The sequence below is a fragment of the Pseudomonas quasicaspiana genome, from assembly GCF_021147825.1.
Classification (GTDB): Bacteria; Pseudomonadota; Gammaproteobacteria; order Pseudomonadales; family Pseudomonadaceae; genus Aquipseudomonas; species Aquipseudomonas quasicaspiana.
Genome location: NZ_JAGTPI010000003.1, coordinates 179,443 through 200,816 on the forward strand (window position 1 = coordinate 179,443; position 21,374 = coordinate 200,816).

The 21,374-nt window shown below is 56.5% G+C and carries 18 protein-coding genes and 1 pseudogene; 7 read left to right on the forward strand and 12 right to left on the reverse strand.

Translation table 11 applies throughout. From position 1 onward, the window contains the following. Nucleotides 1-6 precede the first annotated feature (6 nt). From KDX30_RS04145 to KDX30_RS04190, 11 genes and pseudogenes are all read right to left on the reverse strand, one after another. Entirely contained in the window at nucleotides 7-1,629 is a 1,623-nt protein-coding gene (locus tag KDX30_RS04145) for an ABC transporter substrate-binding protein (RefSeq protein ID WP_231675040.1), read from the reverse strand. A 75-nt stretch (nucleotides 1,630-1,704) separates the two neighbouring features. Continuing rightward, the gene (locus KDX30_RS04150; RefSeq protein WP_231675041.1) at nucleotides 1,705-2,859 is read right to left on the reverse strand and encodes a mandelate racemase family protein; all 1,155 of its coding nucleotides are present in this window, start codon (nucleotides 2,857-2,859) and stop codon (nucleotides 1,705-1,707) included. A 370-nt stretch (nucleotides 2,860-3,229) separates the two neighbouring features. Continuing rightward, entirely contained in the window at nucleotides 3,230-4,102 is an 873-nt protein-coding gene (locus KDX30_RS29635) for a methyl-accepting chemotaxis protein (protein WP_406643720.1), read from the reverse strand. Beyond that, nucleotides 4,088-5,143 (reverse strand): annotated as a pseudogene (locus KDX30_RS29640) (methyl-accepting chemotaxis protein); the annotation flags it as partial. The gene KDX30_RS29635 and the pseudogene KDX30_RS29640, both read right to left, overlap by 15 nt. Before the next feature lie 530 nt (nucleotides 5,144-5,673). Further along, nucleotides 5,674-6,861, reverse strand: a complete 1,188-nt coding sequence (locus KDX30_RS04160; RefSeq protein ID WP_231675042.1) for an acyl-CoA dehydrogenase family protein — start codon at nucleotides 6,859-6,861, stop codon at nucleotides 5,674-5,676. Between the two features lie 130 nt (nucleotides 6,862-6,991). Then, nucleotides 6,992-8,344 carry an LLM class flavin-dependent oxidoreductase gene (locus tag KDX30_RS04165; RefSeq protein WP_231675043.1) on the reverse strand — a complete coding sequence of 451 codons (1,353 nt, stop codon included), beginning with the start codon at nucleotides 8,342-8,344 and terminating at the stop codon, nucleotides 6,992-6,994. Between the two features lie 39 nt (nucleotides 8,345-8,383). Continuing rightward, nucleotides 8,384-9,364, reverse strand: coding sequence for an ABC transporter substrate-binding protein (locus KDX30_RS04170; RefSeq protein WP_231675044.1), 981 nt, complete (start codon nucleotides 9,362-9,364; stop codon nucleotides 8,384-8,386). A gap of 83 nt (nucleotides 9,365-9,447) precedes the next feature. Then, nucleotides 9,448-11,031 (reverse strand): rhodanese homology domain-containing protein, encoded by a 1,584-nt coding sequence (locus tag KDX30_RS04175; protein ID WP_231675045.1) that lies wholly within the window; start codon nucleotides 11,029-11,031, stop codon nucleotides 9,448-9,450. After that, nucleotides 11,028-11,651, reverse strand: coding sequence for a cysteine dioxygenase family protein (locus KDX30_RS04180; protein WP_231675046.1), 624 nt, complete (start codon nucleotides 11,649-11,651; stop codon nucleotides 11,028-11,030). Before KDX30_RS04180 ends, KDX30_RS04175 begins: the two co-directional genes overlap by 4 nt. A 168-nt stretch (nucleotides 11,652-11,819) precedes the next feature. Further along, nucleotides 11,820-12,767, reverse strand: coding sequence for a magnesium transporter CorA family protein (locus tag KDX30_RS04185; protein ID WP_122805666.1), 948 nt, complete (start codon nucleotides 12,765-12,767; stop codon nucleotides 11,820-11,822). A gap of 23 nt (nucleotides 12,768-12,790) precedes the next feature. Next, on the reverse strand, nucleotides 12,791-14,377 hold the full coding sequence (locus KDX30_RS04190; RefSeq protein WP_122805665.1) for a RimK family protein: 1,587 nt from the start codon (nucleotides 14,375-14,377) through the stop codon (nucleotides 12,791-12,793). A gap of 92 nt (nucleotides 14,378-14,469) precedes the next feature. Between KDX30_RS04190 and KDX30_RS04195 the strand changes: the two genes are divergently transcribed. Together KDX30_RS04195 and KDX30_RS04200 are read left to right on the forward strand one after the other, a co-directional pair. Continuing rightward, nucleotides 14,470-15,558, forward strand: coding sequence for a GNAT family N-acetyltransferase/peptidase C39 family protein (locus tag KDX30_RS04195; RefSeq protein WP_122805664.1), 1,089 nt, complete (start codon nucleotides 14,470-14,472; stop codon nucleotides 15,556-15,558). A gap of 615 nt (nucleotides 15,559-16,173) precedes the next feature. Then, nucleotides 16,174-17,079, forward strand: coding sequence for a LysR family transcriptional regulator (locus KDX30_RS04200; RefSeq protein WP_027902341.1), 906 nt, complete (start codon nucleotides 16,174-16,176; stop codon nucleotides 17,077-17,079). Nucleotides 17,080-17,144: 65 nt separating this feature from the next. Here KDX30_RS04200 and KDX30_RS04205 read toward each other — a convergent pair whose 3' ends face one another. Beyond that, the gene (locus tag KDX30_RS04205) at nucleotides 17,145-17,381 is read right to left on the reverse strand and encodes a hypothetical protein (protein ID WP_231675047.1); all 237 of its coding nucleotides are present in this window, start codon (nucleotides 17,379-17,381) and stop codon (nucleotides 17,145-17,147) included. 24 nt (nucleotides 17,382-17,405) lie between these two features. Between KDX30_RS04205 and KDX30_RS04210 the strand changes: the two genes are divergently transcribed. From KDX30_RS04210 to sctI, 5 genes are all read left to right on the forward strand, one after another. After that, on the forward strand, nucleotides 17,406-17,846 hold the full coding sequence (locus KDX30_RS04210; RefSeq protein WP_231675048.1) for a Rap1a/Tai family immunity protein: 441 nt from the start codon (nucleotides 17,406-17,408) through the stop codon (nucleotides 17,844-17,846). 533 nt (nucleotides 17,847-18,379) lie between these two features. Then, entirely contained in the window at nucleotides 18,380-19,288 is a 909-nt protein-coding gene (locus tag KDX30_RS04215) for a sigma 54-interacting transcriptional regulator (protein WP_099267426.1), read from the forward strand. Nucleotides 19,289-19,535: 247 nt separating this feature from the next. Beyond that, nucleotides 19,536-19,814 carry a hypothetical protein gene (locus KDX30_RS04220; protein ID WP_027902343.1) on the forward strand — a complete coding sequence of 93 codons (279 nt, stop codon included), beginning with the start codon at nucleotides 19,536-19,538 and terminating at the stop codon, nucleotides 19,812-19,814. Between the two features lie 91 nt (nucleotides 19,815-19,905). Next, nucleotides 19,906-20,982 carry a harpin HrpZ family protein gene (locus tag KDX30_RS04225; RefSeq protein ID WP_231675049.1) on the forward strand — a complete coding sequence of 359 codons (1,077 nt, stop codon included), beginning with the start codon at nucleotides 19,906-19,908 and terminating at the stop codon, nucleotides 20,980-20,982. 20 nt (nucleotides 20,983-21,002) lie between these two features. Further along, nucleotides 21,003-21,371 carry a type III secretion system inner rod subunit SctI gene (gene sctI, locus KDX30_RS04230; RefSeq protein WP_049827154.1) on the forward strand — a complete coding sequence of 123 codons (369 nt, stop codon included), beginning with the start codon at nucleotides 21,003-21,005 and terminating at the stop codon, nucleotides 21,369-21,371. Nucleotides 21,372-21,374 lie beyond the last annotated feature (3 nt).

The window sequence follows — 21,374 nt, forward strand, 5'->3', positions numbered from 1 at the left end:
TCCGGATCAACGTTGTTTGTAGACGTCGTGCAGACGCGTCGTGGCGGCGCTATGGCCGATGTAGTCACGCACGTCGGCATGCACAACGACCTCGTCGGTCATCTGCGAAATCGGCAGGATGGCGCCGACCTGTTGGTCGTACAGGGTCTGAATGCGTTGATAGAGCGCCAGTTGGCGTTGCGCATCGCGTTCCTGCTCGGCCTGCTCGATCAGTTGATTGAGCTCGGCGCTGTAGAACGAGGTACGCCAGCCCTGAAAGTTGCTCAGCTTTGCTGCTTCGCGGTTATCCGGGTTGTAGACCAATGCTCGCAGGCTGGAATGAGGATGACGTTCCGCGCCGCCACCGCCACGTCCGACCAGAATGTCGAAACGCCGGTCGCGCATGGCGCCGTAAATCTGGTTGCCGGTGCCGGTAATGATCGTGGCGCGAATACCGGCCTGAGCCAGGGTGGATTGCAGGCTGGTGGCGATATTGATGAAAGGTGAATCGGTCAGTGAGCGCAGGGTAATCGTGAAGCCATTTTCGTGCCCGGCTTCCGCCAGCAGACGTTTGGCTTCCTGCACATTCAGGCGATAACCGGGGTCATCCAGACGGGCCGCCAGACCCAGTTGCAGCGGGCGCTGGTTGGCCACGCCATAATGGGGCATGACCACGTCGTTGATGCCTTGATAGTCGATCAGCAGGCGTATCGCCTTGCGCACCCGGATGTCCTGAAACAGCGGTTGCTCCATGCTCAGCGCGATGTAATAAATGGTGCCGCGAGCGATGGTCTGCACATTGACTTCAGGGGAGCGGGTCAGGGCTTTGATGTCGGTAGCGGCCATGCCTCGGGCCACGTCCAGATCACCACGTTCGACCATCAAGCGCAGGGCCTGGGATTCGGTCATGTTGCGCATGATGACCCGACGCATTTTCGCCGGACCGCGCCAGTAGTTATCGAAACGCGTCATCAGGATCACGTCGTTGGCGCGCCAGATGTCCAGCTTGAAAGCACCGGAGCCTGCGGTGTGCGTGGTCAGCCATGCGGCACCCTGATCTTCGCCCTGCGCATGTTGCATCGCGGTATGACGATCGATGACGAAGGCGCTTGGCGAGGTTGCGAGTGTGTTGAGCACCAACAGCGGATCGGTCGGCCGTGGAAGGTCGAGGACGAATGTCAGCGGGTCTTCGGCACGCATCAGTTGCGCGACGTTCTGCGCGGTGTAGCCGTAGGCTTTCCAGGTCGAAGCCAGCGCGCGATTGAGGGTGACGACCCGTTGCAGTGACCACGCGACGTCTTGCGCGGTCAGTGGCTGACCCGAATGGAAGGTCACGCCGGGGCGCAGGTGAAAGGTGATGCGCATGCGGTCGGGGCTGACTTCCCAGCGTTCGGCCAAGGCAGGGATGAGCGTATCGGGCGCGCTGGCATCCTGTTCGAGCAGCATGTCGTAGACGTTGGAATTGACCTCGGATACTTCAAGGCCGGTAGCAGCGGCAGGGTCCAGAGAGAGCAGGTTGATCATGCTCATGCCAACCACCAGTTGATCAACCGGTGTTTCACCGCGCGCCATGCCGGGCGGGGTGTGCAGAAGCGTCGCAGTCAGCGCCACGCACAGCAACTGGCGAAGGCGCGAAGGCCAGAGTTTCATAGGGCAGTCCTTTCTTATATTTATTAAGACTCTTGTGCCAGAGGCGCTCATGTCGCCCCTGTGCGGTGCTGCCTGTCAGTAACGTTGGTGTGTGTTGGCCTCGATGTAGTGGAAGTTGATGTCTTCACCCAGGCCCGGGCGGTCCGACAAATGCACGTAGCCTTCATCATCCATGGGGTCGACCAGCGTGTTCAGATAAGCCGGAACCTGCTCGTAATCCAGGAATGGGTGCAGCAGGCCGCGCTCGTACCAGCGGCAGTTGCTGATGGCTCCGATCACTTGCAGGTTGGCTGCGCCGTTGCCGTGAACCTCGCAATCCATGCCAAACGCTTCGGCCATGTGCGCGACTTTCAGGCACGGGCTGATACCGCCTACACCAGCAACCCCGGCGCGCAGAATATCGCAGGATCTGGACGTCACCCAGCTCGCACGGCTGTGATATTTGCCGTCGATACTTTCCGGGCCCAGTACCGGGATGTCGAGATTGGCCGCTAGCCAGGCATAGGACTCGGCCGAGTCTTCGATCATGGGCTCTTCGAACCAGGCGAAGTCGAGCTTCTGCAGTTCGCGACCGATGTACAACGCATCGACGCGGCTGTACCAGTGATATCCGTCGAGCATTAGCGCGATATCCGGGCCGACCGCTTCACGCACTGCAGCGCAGGCCTTTACATCCATGCGCGGGTTTGGCGCGAAGGAAATCGGTGGCATCCAGGTGTGCAGCTTGATGGCCTTGTAGCCGCGAGCGACCAGTTTTTCGGCGAACTGACCGTACTCATCCGGAGTGGAAAGGCCGCCTGGCAAATCGTCGCCACACATGGTCGAACCGTAGGCCAACACCTTGTCGCGATAACCACCGAGCAGTTTGTAGACCGGCTGTTTCAGTGCGCGCCCGGCCAGATCCCAGAGCGCCTGTTCGACCAATGCCAACGCGCGGTCAGTCAACTGGCTGGCGCTGCCCCGTTGCCAGTGAGCGAGTTCCTGCCAGATTTTTTCGCGGTTCATCGGGTTCTGGCCGATCAGCACTTTCTTCACGAAGGACTCGATGATGTGCGGACGAATCAGCTCTGGAGCGCCGAAGGAATAACCTTCGCTGCCGTCGTCACACGCGATGCGCAGCATGGCCAGATTGACCGGTTTTTCTTCGCCTGGATGAGCATGGCCTGCGCTGTCCACGGCGCGGCGCGACGGATGGGAAAAGACCTCGACACTGATACGGGTGATTTTCATAGAAAGCTTGCCTTGGATATTGTGATTATTAGGTGGCTTTGCTGTATGTCGTCATACAACGATGGGGCGATTATTTTCCCGGTCGACTGGATGTGTCAACGGGTATTTGCAGTTTATATGGGTGTGTAGGTGTTTCGGAGGGAGAAGGGTGGTTCTTTTTATCGAGGGGAGGTATCTAAAGTCGTCATACTTCGTGAGGGTTGGAGCAGGATCGGTTTTGAATGGAAATGCCTGTGTGGGAAATTTCATGTTTACCTGCAATCCCGTAGGACCGGCTTTAGCCGGGAGGGCGGTATTTTTCTACCGAAGGAGATCTGGCGAATGCCTCGAAGTCCTCCCGGCTAAAGCCGGTCCTACGGGTTTGCGCGGGTCAGACTTTAAACTGGCTGACCATTGTTTGTAGCTGAACGCCCAAGCGGGCCAGTTCGACGCTGGACGACGCAGTTTCCTCGCTGGCGGCAGCCGTCTGCTCTGAGATATCGCGCACATTGAGCACGCTGCGATTGATCTCCTCGGTGACGGCGCTCTGCTGTTCCGCAGCGGCTGCGATCTGTTGATTCATGGACTCGATTTCAGAGACCGAACGGCTAATGCTGTTCAAGGATGTCCCGGCCTTGCGAGTCAGCTCAACAGAGCTTTCTGTCAGATTGCGACTGTTGTCCAGAATGGCGGCAACCCGGTCGGTTCCTTTGTGCAGTCCGTGAATCAGATTTGCAATTTCCTCGGTGGAAGTCTGGGTGCGCTGAGCGAGACTTCTCACCTCATCTGCAACCACCGCAAATCCGCGACCTGCTTCGCCTGCCCGTGCTGCTTCAATGGCCGCATTGAGCGCCAGGAGGTTGGTTTGCTCCGCCACGGCTTTGATAACGTCCAGGACGCCGCCGATCTTGTCACTTTCGCGCTTGAGGTCATCCATGGCGGTTTTTGAATGCCCGACTTCAAGTGCCAGGTTTTCAATCTGGTTTACCGCTTGGGAAACAATGATGTCACCTTCGCGAGCTTCCCTGGAGGCATTGACCGCTGCGCCGGAAGCGAGCTCCGCATTGCGGGCAACTTCCTGGACTGTCGCGCCCATCTCATGCATCGCCGTCGCGACTTGATCCGTTTCGGATTTTTGGCTCTGGACACCGCTGCTCGTTTGCTCGGTCACAGCAGACAGCTGTTCTGCAGCGCTTGCGATCTGCACGACACCGTCCTTGAGACCGCCGATCAAGCCCCTTAGCTTGACGGTCATTTTTTGCATGGTGTTTTCAAGTCGGCCCAGTTCGTCTCGGCGATCGGAAATCTGATCGTGAGTGAGATCGCCGTTGGCGACGCGTTCAGCGACAGCCAGGGTCTTCAACAGAGGAGTAACGATCAGGCGAGTAATAATCCAGGCTGCAAGGGCACTTACAATCAAAGCGATAACCAGACCAATGATGAGCAAGTCTCTAGATTGGGCAAGGTCCTGCAGGCGCAAGGTTGTCTGATTTTTTGTAAGCTCATCGGCCGCGGCGAACAGTATTTTGATGTCTTTGGAAATATTAGCCTGAGACTCGGTGATCTTTGCCTGAGCATCAGAAAACTGCTGCACGGTACTTTGATAAGCTTTCAGCGACGTGCCTATACTTTGGAGCGTCTCTGCCGGAAGCCCTGACCCTTTCAGGCTTTCGATGAAGCGTATGACTTCAGCTATGGATTCCTTGGCTTGCCGCTCAGCGTCTGTATTCAACGTATACGTGTAACCCCTGACATCAAAGCGCATGCGCTGAAACAAGGCACGGGCACGTGTCACGCTGTCACGCATGGCGGCATCGCCCGTTTCAGCGTTGGCGAAGACGTTCAAGCGTTCGAGGTTTTTCGCCGCATCTTCGGCATGGTTGCCAAATACTTCCCGTGTTGCCTCTCGTGCGTTTGTGGCCTTGACGACTGCATCGTATTGAACACGATAGTCTTTCAATCCATCACTGGCAGCGTTGAGGTGGGGGACGTTGAGGGCGGAGCTGAACATCGGACGGGCGTACTCGAGATGCCGGTCCAGATTATCCACGGCTTTTAACCAGCTGGCGGCTCGCTCGTTGTCAGGCGTGATGATGTAGGCAAGTCGCTCAATACGTATATCTCTGGTCAAGGAACCGAGCTTGCCGATGTCATCGATTCTCTGGCTTCGTTCGCCCATTTCCTTGATACCCGACCAGCCTGCCGCGGCGATGAGTACGGTGAGCAGCATGACCATGCCAAAGCCCAGTGCAAGCTTGGTATGAACGGCTATATTCGAAAGCCCGCGATGAATCATTTTCAGCATGAATAATGCTCCGAGTACTTTTAGAAATACGGTATGAGGCTGCTCCTTGCCAATAGTCCAGTTGGAGTTTTATCGGTGGCGGTTTGAGAAACTTTAATAAAAGATTGATAACTTTCAGATAATACTGATTACGGTTTTAGCGAGGAGCAAATACCGCTGAAACTGCAGTGAGTTCATTGGTTTTAAAAATATTTTTTGAGGGCGTAAGGTTCGGCCTTGGCGGCACTCAGCAAAAAAAGAAGTTGTACGATCACTGTTTGGGGCGGGGATTTCTATAAGCCACATAGAAATTATTCATGGCTTTAAATAAACCGAAGTATTAATTGGGAACTTGCAGGATACGCCCGTATCTCAGTACACATTTTTAATGTGTTTTAGTCGTAGTTATTAGATCTGTGAATACCCTGGAACGCTGCTAACAGGGCTCGGCCTCTGAGCGCCGATTTAAACACCTCTTGCAACGTTCAGGGCGTTTGACGTCGTCCAACGTTCCATTCAGGGGGCAGGCCAGACGCAGAACAATTCCTCACCTACCGATTCGCTTTCTCCCGCTCTGCAAACACCGCCTTGCCGACGCCTGTCAACGTCACGTCATTCTGTGGTGTGTGAATCCGTGCGCACAGCACATTGCGCAGGTGGCGCTGCAACGGGTTGCTGCGCGACAGGCCAGGGTTGCCCGCTGCTTCTATCGCCAGCTCCACGGCGCGAATAGCGTTGGTTGTCACCAGGTATTTGATCTGCGCAGCATGGGCTGGCGGGGTCAGCCCCGTGGCAGCCGATTGCAGCAGGCTGTGGTTGTTGAACAGCAATGTATCGATTTCACCGACTACTTCCTGAAAGCGCGGCAAGGTTGATAACGCGGCACCGAGGTTGGACGGTTTACGCTCTTCCATCCACTGCACGAACCAGTTGCGCGCCGAGCGGGCGACGCCGTCGTAGACCGAGGACAGCAAGACCGACATCCACATGAAGCCTGCCGGGTCGAGCTCTGCCTGCGGTGCACTCCATGGGCTGACGCTGACGGCGTGTTCCAGTGGCACCAATACGTCTTCAAAGATCACTTCATGGCTGCACGTGGCACGCATGCCCAAGTGGTCCCAGTCTTCGACGATTCGAATGCCTGGCGTGTCCTTGTGTACCAGCCAGGCGCCCACCAAAGGATCGGCATCGTCGCTGCGTGCCCAGACGTTGTACCAGGTCAGGCCATGGCTGCCGGTGGAGTAAATCTTGCTGCCGCTGATGCGCCAGCCCTCGGTGGTACGCCTCGCCGTAGTCGCAGGCAGACCTCCGCGAGCAGGGGTGCCAAGATCGGGTTCTACGCGCAGAGAGTTGATCAACGCGCCATCGCGCACCGCTTCTTTGGCCACTTGCAGACGCAGATGCTCCGGCCAGCTTTTGCTCTGCTGCAGGCGTGCATGCTGGATGTATTGCATGACCAGAATCAACGCCGTGGATGGCTCGCCCTGAGCGACAGCGCTGATGGCTTGCAGTGCTTGAGGCAAATCAGCACCGCCGCCGCCCAGCTCAATCGGTACGGTCAGGGCGAGCAAACCGTGCTCGTGTAATAAGCGAAAGTTCTCATGGGGAAACTCGCCGCTGTCGTCATAGCGTTCGGCGGTTGCGGCCAGGGCGGCGGTGATTGAGGTCAGCCGCGCGGTGAAAGCCTCGGCGGATTCGATGTCGCTGGCGGCAACGGGGCGAAGGGGAAATACGCTCATTGATGGGGTTTCCTTTATGTACTTGTTGGAGCGAGGCTTGCCCGCGAAGCTGTCACCGCGGTACGTCAGCTATCTCGCGTACCGTTCTTCGTCCGGATGCGGCCCAGACAAAGCCTCGCTCCAACAGGAGTCAGGCCAGCTCCGCAGCCTCTTCCAGCTGCGCGTAGCGGTTTTGCGGCACTTGCAGATTGAAGTGCTCACGTAAGGTCGAACCGGTGTATTCGCTGCGAAACAAACCTCGTTGTTGCAAGACCGGAACCACCAGTTCCGCGAAGTACTGCAAGCCATCCGGCAGCAGCGAGTTGATGATGAAACCATCGGCGGCTTCGTGTTCGAACCAGGTCTGAAGGGTGTCGGCGACCTGCTCTGCAGTGCCGACGAATTCACGGCGTGGCCGGGAGAAGAACAGCGCCACTTCGCGCAACGTCAGGCCTTCATCTTTGGCCAGTTGTTTGATCCGGTCCGAACCGCCTTTCTGGCTGTTGGAACCCAGGTCGCCCAACTCCGGGAACGGCGCGTCTAGCGGGTATTTACTGAAGTCGTGATCATTGAACGGACGGCCCAGCGCGACGATGGCGTCTTCGATGCTCACCAGCTCCACGGCCTGCTGATAACGGCTTTCAACTTCTGCTTCATCGCGGCCGACGATAGGGCGGATGCCCGGCAAAATCGACAAGTCCAATGGGTTACGCCCAAAGCCCGACGCACGTTTTTTCAGGTCCCGGTAGTAAGCCTGTGCCTCTTCCAGCGACTCGGCATGGACGAAGATCGCATCTGAATATTCGGCTGCGAAGTTGCGTCCGTCCTCGGATGTTCCTGCCTGGAAAATCAGCGGATGGCCTTGTTTCGAGCGGGCGATATTCAGCGGGCCTTTGACCGAGAAAAACTCGCCTTTGTGGTTCAGGGCATGCAGTTTGCCGGGGGTGAAAAACTCACCGGTTTTTTTGTTACGGGCAAAGGCGTCGTCTTCCCAGGAATCCCACAAGCCTTTGACCACTGAGACGTGCTCCTTGGCAATGCGATAGCGCACGGGATGCGGCGGGTGTTCGCCCTTACTGAAGTTGTCGGCAGTACCGCTGAGCCATGACGTGACGACGTTCCAGCCAGCACGGCCACCGCTGATGTGATCCAGCGAAGAGATTTGCCGCGCCACCTGAAACGGTTCGGTGTAGCTCACGGTGACGGTAGCCACCAGACCGATATTTTCCGTGGTTGCGGCCAGCGCCGAGAGAATGGTCAGCGGCTCGAAGCGGTTGAGGTAATGCGGGCTGGATTTTTCATGGATGTGCAGGCTGTCAGCGATGAACACGAAATCAAATTTGGCCGCTTCTGCCAGTTTCGCCTGTTGCTTGTAGTAGCCGAAGTTAACGCTGGCATCTGCCAATGCGTTCGGGTGACGCCATTCGCCCCAGCCGTGACCGACACCGTGGACCATTGCGCCCAGCTTCAATTGACGTGGCTCTTTTTGACGAGGCTTGTTCATGAGCGTGCTCCTGAATCTGAAAATAGGATTGCGTGAGGATTAGTGAGCGGCTGTTTGCACAACCTGAGCACGCGAAGCGTTGAAGCTTTTGTCGAAGCCTTTTGAGACGTCGATCGATTTGGTCAGGATGCCTTCCTGTTGGTAAATATCAGCGGTGGCCTGCAAGCCCTTGATCACGTTGTCGTCGATCTCTACCCGGTTCATTTTGGTGGCGTTGGCAATTTCCAGATGAACCTCGATCGGCAGGCCGGTGATCGCAGCCTGGGCCTTGGCGTACTCGGCAGGGTGGGTGTTGCTCCACAGATAGGCGCGCTCGACCCGTGCCACGAAGTCATCGAGTTGCACGCGTTTTTCAGCGATGGCCTTGCTGGTCGCGGCCAGGTACAGGTGATTGCTCAATAGCTCGCTGCCACTGACCAGTACACGGTCATGACTCTGGGTGGTGGCGACCGTAGTGTACGGGTCCCAGGTGGCCCAGGCATCGGCCCCGCCGCTGGACAACAGAATGCGCGACTCTCCCGGCAGCAGGTTGATGAAGGTGACATCGCTGGTTTTCAGGCCTGCCTGGCGCAAAGCTCTAATCGCCAGATAGTGGCCGATGGAGCCACGCCCGGTAACGATGCGCTTGCCCTTGAGGTCGGCGACGGTCTTGATCGGTGAGTCTTTGGGCACCAGCAACGCGGTGGTGAAACGGCCTTCGGCGTGGGTAACACTGACGACTTTCAGGGGCGCGCCAGCACCCAGCGCAAACACGTAGGGCGCATCGCCTAATGCGCCAATATCAACGGCACCTGCGTTCAATGCCTCACCCAAGGGGGCGGCAGAAGGGAATTCGGAAAACCTGATTTCGTAAGGCACGTTTTTCAGTTCGCCGGAGACTTGCAACAGTGCCTTGATCGTGGATTTCTGATTGGCGACCAGCAACGGTTCGAGATCGGCCGCTATGGCCTGCTGGCCAAGGGTTACGCTCAACAGAGCGCCCAGCAGCAGTTGCTTGAAATTAAAGGTGTTCAACAACATGGGTGTATCTCCAGGCTAATAGAGTGCTGGCAAGGACCTCCGCCTGGAGGGGTCGGTCCTGCTTACAGAGGCGTTAACATCTTCTAGATCACATGAAACCCATGCGTACCGTCACGGGCGAGCTGGTCCACCAGACCGAACTCCCAGTCCAGATAGGCCTGCATGGCTTCGCGTGGTGCATCGGTGCCCTCATACGGGCGGCGATAGCGATCAATGCGCGGCGAGGCCAATTGGCTTTCGCCGGTTTCCAGTGGCAGACCAGCCTTGATCCAACTGGCGGTGCCGTCCTTGAGCAGGAACACCTGCTTGCCGGTCAGGGCTTCAACTTCTGGCACGGCAAGACGCGCGAGTTTGCTGCTGCCGCAGGTCAAAACGTAGCGCTCGGTTTTAGGGATTTTGTGCAGCGCATCTTGCAACTGCGCGCGTAAGGTCCACCATGCACCGGGAATATGCCGCTTGACGTAGTTGGCGCTGGCCGTGAAATCCAGCACTGCGACGTCCCCATGCCGCTGCCATTCGGCGAGGGTGTGCGGGCTGATTTCTTCCACTTGTAGAGGCGCAGGAATCGGGGCGTTCCAGTCCCCTTGTTCGCTGAAGTCGCTGGCTTGCAGGTAGTCGACCACAAACACTTCCCAGCCCAGTTGGGCCAGCCAGGACGCCGACATGTTGGCGCGTACGCCGTCGTCGTCCACCAGCACCAGACGCGCACCGCGCACGCTGGCGTAGTGATCGGTTTCCTGAACCAGTTGGCCGCCCGGGGTTGAGCGCGCGTGGGGTAAATGGCCTTTGGCAAATTCTTCCGGCGTGCGCACATCCAGCAAGTAAGTGGTGCGCGATGGGTCTGCTTGCCAATTGCTCAGCTCGGCGCGGCTTGCACGGCGCACGCCAGCCTTGTCGGCCACGCGGCGGGCGTCGGCACCGGCCACTTCACGGGTGTCGTCGCTCACGACGGCAAAGCGACGAGCCTGGCCATGATCGAGTGTTTGACCCGCCAGCAGCCAGCCAATGGTGCCGTTACGCAGAGCGCTCACCTGATTGGGAATACCGGCGTTAACCAGCGATTGGGTGCCGATAATGCTACGGGTACGGCCCGCGCAATTGACGATGATGCGGGTATTCGGGTCCGGCGCCAGTTCGCGGGCACGCAGCACCAGTTCAGCTCCGGGCACACTGATCCCGCTGGGGATGCTCATGGTCTGGTATTCGTCATAGCGACGTGCGTCGAGCACCACCACGTCAGCTTTGGATTCCAGTAATTGCAGCACTTCTTCAGCCGCCAGCGAAGGCGTATGGCGATGATGTTCAACCAGTTCGCCGAAGGCTTTGCTGGGCACATTGACGTCGATGAACAGCTCGCCGCCGGCCTCACGCCAGCCTTGCAGGCCACCCTCAAGCAGTTTTACATCGCTGTAACCCAATGCCTGTAAACGCTCAACGGCGCGCTGAGCCAGACCTTCGCCGTTGTCGTAGACCGTCACGGCGGTGTCGAGGCGCGGGATGCGCGACAACACTTCCAGCTCAAGTTTGGACAGCGGGATATTGGCCGCGAACAAAGGGTGCGCTTCGGCGAAGGGTGCTTCCTCGCGAACGTCGACCAGGGCGAGTTCTTCATGAGCCAGCAGCGCCTGGCGGATATCGGCGAAGGAGCGGGTGTTCAACTGAGTCATTGTGCGTGGCTCTCTTTGGCAGGGCTCTCTTTGGACAGATCCCAGATGTTGGGCAGAAAGGCGTTGGAATAGCCGGAGATAAACAGTTTTTCGGTGCCGTCGGGCTGATACACCGCACGCCGCACTGCGCCGATGTTGGCGCCATAAACGTGGATGCTGATCGAGACCTGATCGCTGAAGGCATTGCTGACCTGATGCACGTCATTGCTGCGAGGCGACAGGGCTTCCACATGACCGGGTTCGAGGCGAATCGCCTGGCCTTCTTTTTCCAGTCGACCATCCGGGCTGCGGGCAAAGCCTTGGGAGTATTCAGCGCCACGTAACATGCCGATCAAGCCCCACACGCGGTGGTCGTGAATCGGTGTGCTTTGGCCGGGGCCCCAGACGAAACTGACAATCGAAAAGCGCTGCCGTGAGTCGGCGTGCAGAAGGAATTGTTGATAACGCTCAGGGCTGGGAATGGCGTATTCGTCCGGCAGCCAGTCGTCGTAGCTGACCAGTTGCCCCAGCAGCTTGCCGCCACGATGCAGCAGATCACCCTCGCTAGGGTTGCTGTCGATCAGCTCGGCCAGCGCGCCGATGAATTCTCTGAGTCGTTCGGGATGTCGTGTCTGCGTCATGTCTATGCCAGCGCCAGGTTAATGCGTGGCTTAATATAAACATAATGGCTTAGTCTAATATGCGATTATTTTATGATTAGCTTATAGCTAAAGGTTCTTTTGGTCAGTCTTTTTTAAGCCTATCCGTCTACTGGGTCATGTAGAGACGGTGAGGTCCCTACACCCCCCTTAAGCCGTTGGTCTGGTGCTGCGACGGAACACCGATTTCCTGAGCAGCACTGCCATCAACACGCTTAATACCGCCATCCCCATGACCAGCGCCGGGAACGAGATCCACCACGGAACGCTCGCCGTCATCATGCTGAATTCAGACATGCCGCCAATGCTTGCGATCAGGTTGAGGGGCAGGAACACGACGTTGACCACGGTCAGGTTACGCAAGGTCGCGTTCATAGTGTTGTTGGCCATGTTGCCCCTGGCGTCCATCAATGAAGCAAATACGGTGGAGTAGATCCTGGCCTGCTTGTAGCACTGATCGTTTTCGATCTTCAGGTCGTCGAGTAGCGCGATGACGCGGGCAGGAAATGCATTGTTCTCGGCGTGGTGATGCAAGCGTTCAAGGACCGCGCCGTTGCTCTGAATAGCATTGATGTAATAGATCAGGCTTTCACTGAGATTGAACATTTGCAGCAGGTGCTGGTTGTCCAGTGACGTGTCGAATTTCTGATGCAGCTCCCGGGCGATCAGCTTGATCACCCGTAAGTGACCTAGGTAGTGGTGCACGCTGTTGAACAGCAGGTCGATGAGGATATCCAGCGGGTTTTTCAACAGCCGGTGAGTGCTCGTGGGGCTGAGCAATGAGTTGCTTGCGGAAATCACCACCAGGCTCTCGGAGGACAACATGAGGCCAAACGAGGACACTTCAAAGGACATCGCCGCAGCCCCCGAATAGCTTTCCGGGCGCTTCCAGATGAGAAAAAGCTGACCGTCATGAAATTCGATTCTAGACACTTCATCAGGGTCCAGTGCCGACTCCAGCATGTGTGCATCCACCTGGAAACGTTGATGCAGAAACTCCCGTTCTTGCGCAGTAGGGTCCGTGCACAGCAACAGAGGCGCTTGCTCGTCCGTTGTTACCTGTAACGTCGCGTTTGTCAGGCTATAGCGTTCAATCATTCTGGCGCCTCTACTGCAAGGGATTACTGGCCATAGCCTTGATGCTTGAGTTCCAGACGCCGGATGAACTCCTGCAGGACCCGGTCGTACAGTTGCTCCTCGATGCAGGCGTCTTCAATCCCCGCATCCAGATTGGGGTTGTCATTGACTTCGATCACGACCAGACGCTCGTTGGTCTGCTTGAGGTCTACGCCATAAAGGCCGTCGCCGATAAGGCTGGCGGCGTCTACGGCCAGCTTGACCACCGCTGGCGGTACGTCTTCGATGGGGATCGTTTCACACAGGCCATTGACTTCACTGCCTTGTGCTTTGTGGTTATAGATTTGCCAATGCCCCTTGGACATGAAGTAGAGGCAAGCATAAAGAGGCTGTCGGTTGAGCACGCCGATACGCCAGTCAAACTCGGTGTAGAGGTACTCTTGAGCGAGTAGCAGCACAGAGTGCTCGAACAGTTCGGCAGCGGCCTTGGCCAGTTCCGCTTTGTTTTCCACTTTGATCACCCCGCGAGAAAAGCAGCCGTCCGGGATTTTCAATACGACGGGAAAACCCAGGCGTTCGCCAATCTGTTCCAGGTCCTGAAGGCGATCGCGATAGAGGATTTCTGTCGCGGGCATCCCCAGGTTGTGTTTGTTGAGCAGATCAGTGAGGAAGACTTTGTTGGTGCAGCGAAGAATCGAGTTCGAATCGTCCATCACCACCAAGCCTTCGCTCTCGGCTTTTTTCGCGAAGCGGTAGGTGTGATTGTCCACGCTGGTGGTTTCGCGAATGAACAGGGCGTCGTATTCGGCCAGTCGCGCATAGTCTTTCTTTTCGATCAGTTCCACATTGATGCCCAACCGCTGGCCGGCACTGATGAACCGCTGAAGGGCCAGGGGGTTGGAGGGCGCCAGTGCTTCGCCTGGATCATGCAGGATAGCCAGGTCATAACGGGCCTGGCGCAACGAAACCGGCTGGCGCCAGATGCGCCGGTTGAAGGTGTCGAGCGCGTCGGCGAAGTCATGCTGTTGTTCTTCACGAAGCTTGTGCAGCGCGCCGATCTTGATTCCGGCGATCTGCCAGCGCTGGTTCTTGATGAACTCGACTTGCAGGATGGGCGTCGGGAAGGTGTCAAACAGCTGTTGCGCCAATCCCTGCAAGGGTTTCAGGTCGGTCTTGCCGAAATGGAAGGTGAGGGTAAACCCTTCGGTTTCGCCATACGGATGGTCGGCGATGGCGTTATCCAGCATCCGGTCCAGGTCATCGAGCGCCAGGCCGTAGAGCGAGCGTTTGGTCAGCTCACTGATGGTTTTAACGGATGGGATGACTTTATGGCCCCGCGCTTCGGCCAATAGCGAACAGTAGTAACCGTGACCCAGATATTTATAACTTCGGCACAGGTTAATGACTTGAACCTGTCCGCCAGGATTTTTATATCTCTTGTCTTCCAGGTATTCTTGGGCCGTGACGATACTTTCGCTGGGCAAATAACCCTGCCAGTCATCGCGGCGCTCTACAATCACCAATAACTTGCTGGGTGGAAACAACTGGGCCGCGCCGTCTTCTTTAATGGCGGGTAAATTGGACTCGACCTTTGGTAATAATTCCATTACGTTTGAACACACCGAAACCATGATAAAAAGGGCCTTTGCCGTGCAGGTGTTTTCTATAAAACATATTTGATTTTAACTGTCCTCTTTCGTTACGTTTTATTTACGGTAATCCCATGGATCTTAACTACCGCTTTGCTACCGCCGAAGACATTCCTGCCCTGGAACTTCTGGAGAACCAGTGCTTCGAACAGGACCGACTGTCCCGACGTAATTTCTTATGGATGATTCAGCGGGCGCACGCCAAGTTGTTAGTTGCCGAGGATGATCAGGGCTTGTTGGGGTATTCACTGGTGCTGTTTCATCGAGGCACTTCCCTGGCCAGACTTTATTCGCTGGCCATTGACTGCCGGGCCAGAGGGTTGGGCCTGGGTCTGGCGCTGCTCGAGCAATCAGAGCAGTTGGCGATTGAGCATGAGTGCGCACACCTGCGTCTGGAAGTGCGCCCCGACAATCCCTCGGCGATCCGCCTGTACGAACGGGCCGGGTACCGGCTTTTTGCCGAAGTCGACGATTACTACCAGGACCATGCCCGTGCCCTTCGCTATGAAAAGCGCATCGTCCTGCCGGTGCCTGGCAGCGTTGCGGCTGTTCCTTATTACGCGCAGACAACCGAATTTACCTGTGGGGCGGCGTCATTGCTCATGGCCATGAAGGCACTCAATCCTGACCGGGTATTCTCACGGGACGAGGAGATTCAACTCTGGCGGGAGGCTACGACTATTTTCATGACCTCAGGGCACGGCGGCTGTAGCCCGCACGGGCTGGCACTGGCCGCATGGCGGCGTGGGTTCGATGTGCGTTTACAGGTCAGCCGCTCGGGCCCGCTGTTTCTGGACGGTGTACGCCGTGAAGACAAAAAATCAGTCATGCGGCTGGTGCATGACGGGTTTTGCAGAGAGCTGCAAGCCAGTGGTGTTCAGCAGTCCAAGTCCCGTCGCCTCGACTTGCCACAGGTTTTCAACGGCGGCGGCATTCCTGTCGTGCTGATCAGCAGCTATCGGCTGACACGTTCCAAAGCGCCACACTGGGTGGTGGTGACGGGGTGTGATGAAGACTTTGTTTATCTGCATGATCCTGATCTGGACCATAGCCGGTATCGTCAGCGTCTGGATTGCCAGCATGTTCCATTGACGCACCAGGAGTTCGAACGCATGAGTGTGTTCGGCAAAGAAAAAGTCAGAGCGGCACTGGTTCTATTCTGAGTAAAGTGGGGCGGAATTCAGGGCGCCCCCGTGACACACCGGCTTGATTCGTTATTTGATTTTTTAGCGCAAGTTCAATGTCAGTGCGGCTTGTTTTTCTTTGAGTGTCTGGCGCTCAGGTATTCAAAGAGAAATGAAGCAAATCCGAAAACACCGATCATGATGATAATCAGGGTGCCTAATTCCGAATTTTCCATATTGAATCTCACGTGGGGAAAAGAGTAGGGAGACTAACTTCCCGCTGATAAAAAACAATGATGTTTACGGCGTCTTTACGGAGGGCGAGCAAACCATACGATAACCATACGAGTGGAATAAGTACGCTGTCTATTGGGGTAGGAACATCAGGACTGTTTACGCACTCGCCTGGCAAACACAAAACCCTTTGGGCGCGAATTTATTCGCGAAGCTTCCTGTACAAACGATAACATTCGGCCTGATACACCGCTATCGCAGCCTCGCGGTGCTCGTGCACTCCTACTGAGAAATATATTTGCGTTTGACCAGACCATGTCGTGTCCTGAGCGGCGACATACTCCCCAGAGCTATCCACACACCGCAAATCCCACTATGCTTTTCGCCTATCTCTCCTCTGTCTCTTTATGTGCGGTCCGAATGAAAATTGATGATATCGATGCCTTTGTGGCGGTGATTCGTTGCCAGTCGATCAGCCATGCGGCGCAGTCCCTGGACCTGACCCAACCGGCGATTACTCGGCGGGTACAGAATTTCGAGCAGGCGTTGGGCGTCGAGTTGTTCGACCGCAACACCAAACCGCTCAAGCCGACGCAGATGGGTAATCAGGTGTATCAGCGTTGTCTGTCGATCCTCCGTGAGATGGATGCCTTGCGTGAGCTGGTTGCCAGCGATACACCGCCGAGCGGTCTGCTGCGTCTGGGCGTGCCGCAAACTATTGGTGACGTGGTGCTGCTGGATGCCCTCAAGCAGCTGCGCGGTGAGTACCCGGATTTGCGTGCGCAGGTGTCCACCGGCTGGGGCAGTAACCTGGTCAGCAAAATCGAGAACGGCGAACTGGATGCCGCCGCGGCGTTGTTCCCGGCGGGCAAGATTTTCCCGGAAAACATCATTGGCGAGTCCATCGGCAAGATGGAACTGGTAGTGGTTTGTGCACGTTCTGCGTTGCCCAAAGGCTCGGTAAAACTGGCCGACTGTTATCAACAGGGTTGGGTGCTAAACCCTGATGGCTGTGGTTTTCGCGCCGGTTTGCAGCGTACCTTGTCGGATCAGGGCCTGAGCCTGAAGGTCAACCTGGAAACTTTCGGCACTGAACTCCAGTTGGGCCTCGTAGCCGACGGCATGGGTTTGGGGCTGGTGCCACGCCCTTTGCTTGAACGCAGCATTCATCGCGAGCAACTGGCGGTGTTGCCAGTCAAGGACTTCAAGCCGGTTATGGATCTGTGGCTGATCTACCCGCGCTTCCTGGGCAACCTGCAAGGGCCGGTCAGTTCGTTTGGAGATCTGGTGGCGCGCTCGCTGAAGCAGGTTAAAAACGCCGCTTGATTTCACATAAACGCCCCTGGATAGCAGGGGCGTTGTCCAGAAAATGCAATCCTATAAGTTTGAATTCATATTTTGTAGGAGCTGCCGAAGGCTGCGAAGCATTTACTCTGACACACCGCCATCGCAGCCTTCGGCAGCTCAGGTATCTTGAGCGCGACAGCGCTCTGCTCAAACAGCTGGCCGCCTCTCGTCAGGGTCTCACTCAGCAGGTTATGTCCAGCTTTGCTTTTAGCGAGTGAACGCTCGCCAAAAAAAATCTGCTTAATCGTGGAACCGTTTTTCAGGCACTGACCACTCAGCATTCAGATCACCACGGGATCGGACTGATGGCGGATGACAGATTTCCCATTGCGCATGCTGTGCACAAGAACTCGCGCGCCCGCAATGGCGGTGTCTCCAGGCGTCGTCTCCGGGGAAACCGTTTGATGCGTTCATTCTGCATGGGCGGGGCGTTGATGCTTGCTGGATTATGCGAGACGGTCCAAGGGGCATTTTTCAGCGGGCATGACCTGCAGGTATCGCTGCGCGAAATTCGCAAGGGGCAGCCGTTGAACGTGGCTCAGATGCAGGCATTGGGTTATGTCCAGGGTGTCTACGATGCCAATGCAGGCTTGTTGTTTTGCAGTCGGGAGGATGTCGATGCGGGGCAGGTGGTCAACGCTGTTAATGCCTACCTGTTCAACCATCCGGAATTGTTGAAACAGCCGGCCAGTGTAGGGCTCACTGCAGCGATGATTTCTCAATGGCCCTGTAGGCACAGGGGATAAAAGTGTTCAAATACTCTTATTCACTGACAGTGATACGATTTTATACCGTGATGTTAACAATCCGCGTATGGTGGCCATGTAAAAGCATATAAGTAATCACTGTGTGACAGTCTGATTGTGCTTGGAAACTTGCGGAAGATAAGTTATAGATAATAGCCATTCATAAAACTGTCACCTGCGACAGTTACGCTCGCCTGCCGTGTCGTAAAGAGCCCTGTCAGAGGTCGCTTTTGGTGATGCGGAAGGCTCTAGAGCGATGCTTTCAGAGAAGAATCGATATTAATTGCGCACTATATCGCGCACTGTTGAAATATAACTTTTATCTGAACTTCTGTTGTCTGTTTTTGTCTACGTTACGCAAGCTTTTTCAAACGACCTGTCCCCTCCAAATTCTCTTGCGGCTTTATGTTGAGAGTAGAAGTGTCCTTTGAAAATGGTACCACTTGAGTGATGCGACCTGAGTAGTTTGCCATTGCAAACTGCCTGTCAGGGGGTCGCGATACTGGATGTAAGTGCGAAGAGGGTACTCCAACATGGATAGACGCGAGTTTGAATCAGACCTGAAGGAAATTGCCTATTTCGGCGATTTTGTTGACTTGCAGTACCTGGCCACCAACATGGCCCCCCTGAATATTGATGTGCTGCTGGTTGGCGAAACAGGCACCGGCAAGGACACCCTGGCAAGGCAGATTTATCGTTTATCGCGAAGACGTGGTGCGTTCGTTGCGATGAACTGCGCGGCCATCCCGGAGAGCCTGGCCGAGAGCGAATTGTTTGGTGTGGTCAGCGGTGCTTACACCGGTGCCAGTAAATCGCGCAGTGGTTATGTCGAGGCTGCGCAGGGCGGTACGCTGTACCTGGATGAGATTGACAGCATGTCGCTGTCGTTACAGGCCAAGCTGCTGCGTGTGCTGGAAACCCGTGGCGTTGAACGCTTGGGATCAACCGAGTTCATCCCGGTGGACATGTGCGTCATCACCTCTTCGCAACGCCCCCTTGAAGAGTTGGTTGAAGAGGGCACCTTTCGCCGCGATCTGTACTTTCGTCTCAGCGTGGTCAGCATCAAGATGCCACCGCTGCGTGAGCGTCGCGAACAAATTATCCCGTTGTTCAATCGCTTCCTCGCCAAGCAGGCATCGCTGGTCGGTCGACCGGCCCCGGTAATGACTCCCGCGATGACTCAACAACTGCTTGCACACACCTGGCCGGGCAATATTCGTGAACTCAAGTCCAGCGCAAAGCGCTCCGTACTGGGCTTCTCGCCTTTGGCTGAGCCTTGCTCGCCAGAGCCATTGCAGCTCAAGGCGCAGTTACGGGTCATTGAACGTATCCTCATTGATGAAGCCATGAAGCGCCATCAGCAAAGCGTAGAAGCGGCCAGCTTCGAACTGGGTATTCCGAGCCGCACGTTGTATCACCGCATCAAAAGCCTTTCAGTCTGACACCACGCTCTTTCCTGCCTATTTCTTTTCTGCCCTTGCGTCTCCCGGTTTTCTGACTGGCGCCAGGCAGCGGGCTTTTATGTCCCGCACACCGCCCCGCGCATCTCCCGCAGCCATCAGGACGCACAGTCCCCGGATTAAACGTGGAACTGCTTTCAACCTCATGCCCACTCATTGAACAGGACCGGCGCTTGAACCCTGCCGGGCCTGAGTTCCTACATCAATCATTCCGCTGAGGTGCAAGATTATGGAAAGCTTTTTCAACAGCATGAACAACATGGGCAACAGCTTTAGCAGCAACTTCAAAGCCGCTACTGCCGGCACCGACGGTGGCTACGAAAGCAACTCGGCAGAAAACGCCGGGCGCATGACTGATGCCACCGGGGCTGCGGACTCCAAAGTCACCAACGCGGGCATCAAGAAAATCGAGACCGACGCCAAGAACACCGTCGAGGCGATGAGCCAGGACAGCGACCTCAAGCACCTCAGTAACGTCGCTTCAACCGCCAAGGGGATCAATTACTGATCATTCTGGCGGTGGCTGTGTCCCCTCAGTGGAGGTGCGACATGGCCCCGCCCGCACTCTGGATGTCTGATTACAAAGAGGACGTATAGGCATGACCATTTCGATAAATCTTGAGAACAGTCGCCCGACCAGTTTCAGTAATGAGCAGCAGACGCGTAATTCCCCCAATGCAGCAGGCGGTGGCCAACGCCCGCAGAGCACGGACGCTGCCCTTGACACGCTGGTCAAGTCGATGACCGATGGCAAAGGGCAGGTCAACAGCGAAAACCCACTGGTAAAACTGCTTACCCAACTGATGGAGAAGCTGGGATCGCAAAGCCAAGCTGCTGGCGGTCAGGGCTCCAGCGGTATGTCTGATCAAAAACCTGCTGCCGGTTCCGTGAAGGACATGAGTCCTGACGATCTTCTGAAACTGCTGAGCCAGTTGTTGGGCGGGAGCACCGGCAGTGCAGGCGGTGCAGGCAGTGCCGGTGCTGGCAACGGTTTTGGTGGCGGTAGCGGTGGTGTGGGCGGCGGCGGTGCAGCTGGCGGTGGCGGCGATGCGCTTTCATCACTGCTCGGTGGACTGGCAGAGCAGAAGCTCGGCAGCGTGTTGGAGCCTGCGACGGATGGCTCAGGTGGCGCAACGTTCAAAAGCGAAGACAAAGCCCTGCTGCAAGATGTCGCTAACTTCATGGACCAGCATCCGGAGAAATTCGGATCGCCGGACAACGCTGACGGCAAGACCAAGTCATGGTCGGACGAACTCAACGAAACTGACAGCAGTGGCAAGGCGGACACTTTCCTTGACGGCGCTGAAGCATCCAAGTTTCAGGATGCTCTCGCCATGCTTGGCCAGGCTGCCGGCAGCGGCACAGCACCGGCTTCAGGCATGCTGGCCAATAGCGGAATCCCCCTTTCTCCGGATCAAGGCAGCGGCAGTGGTAGCGGTGGTGGAGGATTCGGTGGCGGTGGCGGTGGCGGTGGCGGTGCCGTGGGCGGTAGCGGCGGTTTCGGCGGCGGCAACGGGACGGTGACCATGGGCCTCGATGATCTGCTCAAGCTGTTGCAGGGGCAGGGTCAGGACGGCAATACCACTCAGGGTTCTGGTCCAAAGGCTCAGGATCAAGCGCTGCAGCAGGATGCCCAGAATACAGCCGGTTCGATCATGAACAAGCTGTTCAGCTGAAAACCGTGAAGGAGGTCGATATGACGATTGGGAAACTTGAAAACAGCTCGGCCTCCGCCACGGCGCTCAAGCCGGAAGTGGAGCTGGATAACCCTACGCAAGGCGATGCTGACTGGTTCAGGGCTGCCATGCAAAGGCCAGAGCCGACTCAGGGGGCGGGGGCTTTTTCGGAGCAGGTGATGGACCCGCTGACGCGCAAGGCTCTGTCTCTGGAGGATATGTCCAGGGACGCTGGCAAGGCGCTGCGCGAGGCGTCGCTGCATTCGGACCCCAAGAAGTTCATGGAAGCGACCCGGGCGCTGAGCGATTACTCTCTGCAAACGTCGTTGTCGGTGAAAATGATCAGCAAGGGTTCGCAAGCCTTGGACAAACTCACCAACATGCAGTGATGG